The organism is bacterium, assembly GCA_035281585.1.
Classification (GTDB): domain Bacteria; phylum UBA10199; class UBA10199; order DSSB01; family DSSB01; genus DATEDP01.
This window is the reverse complement of record DATEDP010000015.1, coordinates 1-3,067: the sequence shown is the minus strand read 5'-3', so window position 1 is coordinate 3,067 and position 3,067 is coordinate 1. Positions and strand designations below refer to the sequence as shown.

Genomic DNA, 3,067 nt, shown 5'->3' with positions numbered 1-3,067 from the left:
ACCAACGTGCTGAAGGCGGCCCGCGAGAAAGGCATGGAGCCCAAGGCCTACTGCGACGAGATGCGCGGAAAATTCACCGAGATCTGGCAGAAGCTCGAGATCAGCTACGACGACTTCATCCAGACCAGCGAGCCGCGGCATCACCGGGCCACTCAAAAGCTGTTCGACGCCATCCATAAGACCGGCGACATCTACGAAGGGCTCTACGAAGGCTGGTACTGCGAGTCCTGCGAGGCCTTCTACACCGAGAAGGACTTGGTCGAGGGCCTTTGCCCCCATCACAAGACCAAGCCCAAGTGGTTGAGCGAGAAGAATTTCTTCTTCAAGCTCTCCAAGTACCAGCAACCTTTGCTCGAGCATATCCGGAAGCATCCCGAGTTCATCCTGCCCGAGATCCGGCGCAACGAGATCCTTCGCCTGATCGAGGGCGGCCTGGACGACATCTCGGTCTCGCGCTCCGGCTTCGAATGGGGGATCTCGCTGCCCAACGATCCGACCCACGTCGTCTACGTCTGGTTCGACGCGCTGATCAATTACCTGACCGCGGTCGGCTATGCCGACGACCCGGCCCGCTTCGAGAAATGGTGGCCGGCCGACGTCCACGTCATCGGCAAGGACATCACCCGCTTCCACTGCGTCATTTGGCCGGCCATGCTGATGAGCGTGGGGCTGGCCCTGCCCAAGACCGTCTTCGGCCACGGCTTCGTCTATTTGAAAGGCGAAAAGATGAGCAAGTCGCTGGGCAACGTCGTCACCCCGCTCGACGTGATCGACGTCTACGGCGCCGACGCCCTTCGTTATTATTTGCTGCGCGGCTCAAGCTTCGGCGCCGACGGCAACTTCACTTGGGACGATTTCATCAAGCGCTACAACGCCGACCTGGCCAACGACATCGGCAACCTGCTCAACCGCTCGCTGGGCATGGCCAAGAAATATTTCGGCGGAACGATCGCCAAGGGCGAGGAGGCCGACGCCGACCGCGACCTGATCCAAAAGGCCGGCGCCACCGGCAAGAAGGTCCGCGAATCGATGGACTACCTGAAGGGCGACCTCCAATACCATCTGGCCTTGGAGGCCATTTGGGAGCTGATCGGCGCCGCCGACAAGTACATCGACGTCAGCGCGCCCTGGACCTTGAAAAAAGACGGCAAGGAAGAACGGCTCAAGCAGGTCCTGCACAACGTCTTCAACTGCCTGCGCCTGATCGGCCTTTGGGTCGCGCCTTTCATGCCGGCGACGGCCGAGAAGATCTACGCTCAGCTCAACTTGAGCTTGCCCAAGACCTTCGCCGAAGGCGCGCCCTGGACCGCGATGCCGGCCGAGCACCGTTTGGGCGAGGCCGCTCCGCTCTTTCCGCGGATCGAGACGACGGCGTCATCCTGAGCGTAGCGAAGGATCTACGACCTGCCAAGGTCCTCCGAAGGGCCTTGTTCACTTCGGTCAAGTAATGGGAATTCCGAGGAAGCGAAGGAGCACTGGAGCCCTATTTTCTTGGGCAGTCGCAGATCCTTCGCTACGCTCAGGACGACGCTTACAGCGTCGCCTTCCCAAATCCGTATTGATTGACCGGCGCGTCGCCGGTGGAGTCGACCACGTCGATGATGTGGCCCGATTGCTGCTCCCACTTTTGGAGCGCCTTTTCGAGGATGGGCTGATTGAGCGACCAGAGCTCCTGCTCCTCGCCCTCGAGGACGACGGTCGAGAAGAGATGGTAGCTGATCGAGAAGTTCTGGAAGCCGGTCTCGTCGGGCCCGCCCCAGACGATGAAGCTGCAGGGCTCTTGGATCTGCAAGCGCACCGGATTGTCGGTTTGGAAGGAGGTCCGCAGGAAGCCGACGATGTTGAGGTTGAGCCGGAAGGTCCAGAGCGGCTCTTTCAGATTCTTCATCACCAGCATGAGCTCATCCAAGAAGGTCTGCTGGTCGAGGCCGGTCTTCTGGATGTGCTGGGTGGCATCGTAGGTGATGATCTCCATCGCGTCGGGCATCACCAGACCGAAGAAAGCCCGGAGGAAATTGAAAACCTGCTCGAAGAACCAGACATTGGTCTCCTCGGGGCTGAGCGAGGCGAAATTCATGTTGGAGTTGAAGCCCCAAGCGCCGACCACCTGGTTGCGTTCCCACGACGTCTCTAGAAATTCGTCGAAGTTTTTAATCATGATCCAATGCTCCCCATTTCCCTAACCGATGGGGGTTGAAGGGGGAGAATGGAATTCGCCCCCTCTAAAAATTCATCGAAATTCTTGATCATGGTTTAAGAATCCCTGCCCGTAATTATTAAGGATTTTTGGCCGCGGGCGCCATCAAAATTCCCAGAGCCAAGCCCAATCCCGCTTTTCCAAGGATTGGCCCAGCTCGAGCAGCCGTCGGCGAAGCTCCTCCTTATCGGCAAAGCGAACCCGCAAAGTGTAGTTCGGGCCCTCAAAACCTTGAGGCGGATCGATTTCGACTCCTTCGGGCAGGTCTAGGCCGCGAATTCTCTCCGCGAAGGCGGCCCGGTGGGCCGTCCGATGGGGATGGAGCCTTTGCTCCAAGCGATCCCGCCACTGGCGAGCCCTTTCCTTGGGCTGAATCCGCTCGTCGCCGGGGATGAGGCTGAAAAAATCGGCCAGCGGCCGCCGCTCTTTCTTGGCTAGGTCCTCGAGCAGGTCCAATAGCTGAAGCCCGAGGTTCAGTCCCACCGGGTTTTCTTGGAACCAATCCCGAAGCAGCTGGGCTTCCGGGGGCGAGAGACGTTCCAGTCTTTGGAGGATGGCCGGCGGCGTCATGGCCCTTCATAGCCAAGGAAAGCGCCGACTGCCAAGCGGTTGTCGAATTATAAGGAGGAAAGCTTGCGCTGGAGACGTCGAATCTCCTGTTTTTCACGCTTGCGGATGGAATCCGAGAATAAAAGAAAACCCACGGCGGCGACTAACGCGATGCTGATCATTGAAACACTCCCCTGCCGGCTCTTCCGGCGAACCCTTGTACAATATATCGGCAAGTGCCGTTTCTTGTTGCGGATTTTGGCCAAAATCTTAAGGATTGACAGGGCCTGGCGAAACCCCTAATCGAGGTCGGGCCGATGG

The 3,067-nt window shown here is 58.8% G+C and carries 3 protein-coding genes; 1 reads left to right on the top strand and 2 read right to left on the bottom strand.

The genetic code is table 11. The features are described 5' to 3' along the window. Positions 1 to 1,383 (top strand): methionine--tRNA ligase (gene metG / locus VJR29_00890; GenBank protein HKY61950.1); only part of this gene is annotated, 1,383 nt, incomplete at its 5' end. Positions 1,384 to 1,531: 148 nt separating this feature from the next. On the opposite strand, the gene VJR29_00885 is transcribed toward metG, so the two are convergent. Together VJR29_00885 and VJR29_00880 are read right to left on the bottom strand one after the other, a co-directional pair. Next, complete coding sequence (locus VJR29_00885; GenBank protein ID HKY61949.1) at positions 1,532 to 2,158, bottom strand: hypothetical protein; 627 nt, start codon at positions 2,156 to 2,158, stop codon at positions 1,532 to 1,534. A 144-nt stretch (positions 2,159 to 2,302) separates the two neighbouring features. Beyond that, a complete protein-coding gene (locus VJR29_00880) occupies positions 2,303 to 2,767 on the bottom strand; it encodes a hypothetical protein (protein ID HKY61948.1) in 465 nt (154 codons plus the stop codon). Positions 2,768 to 3,067: the final 300 nt, after the last annotated feature.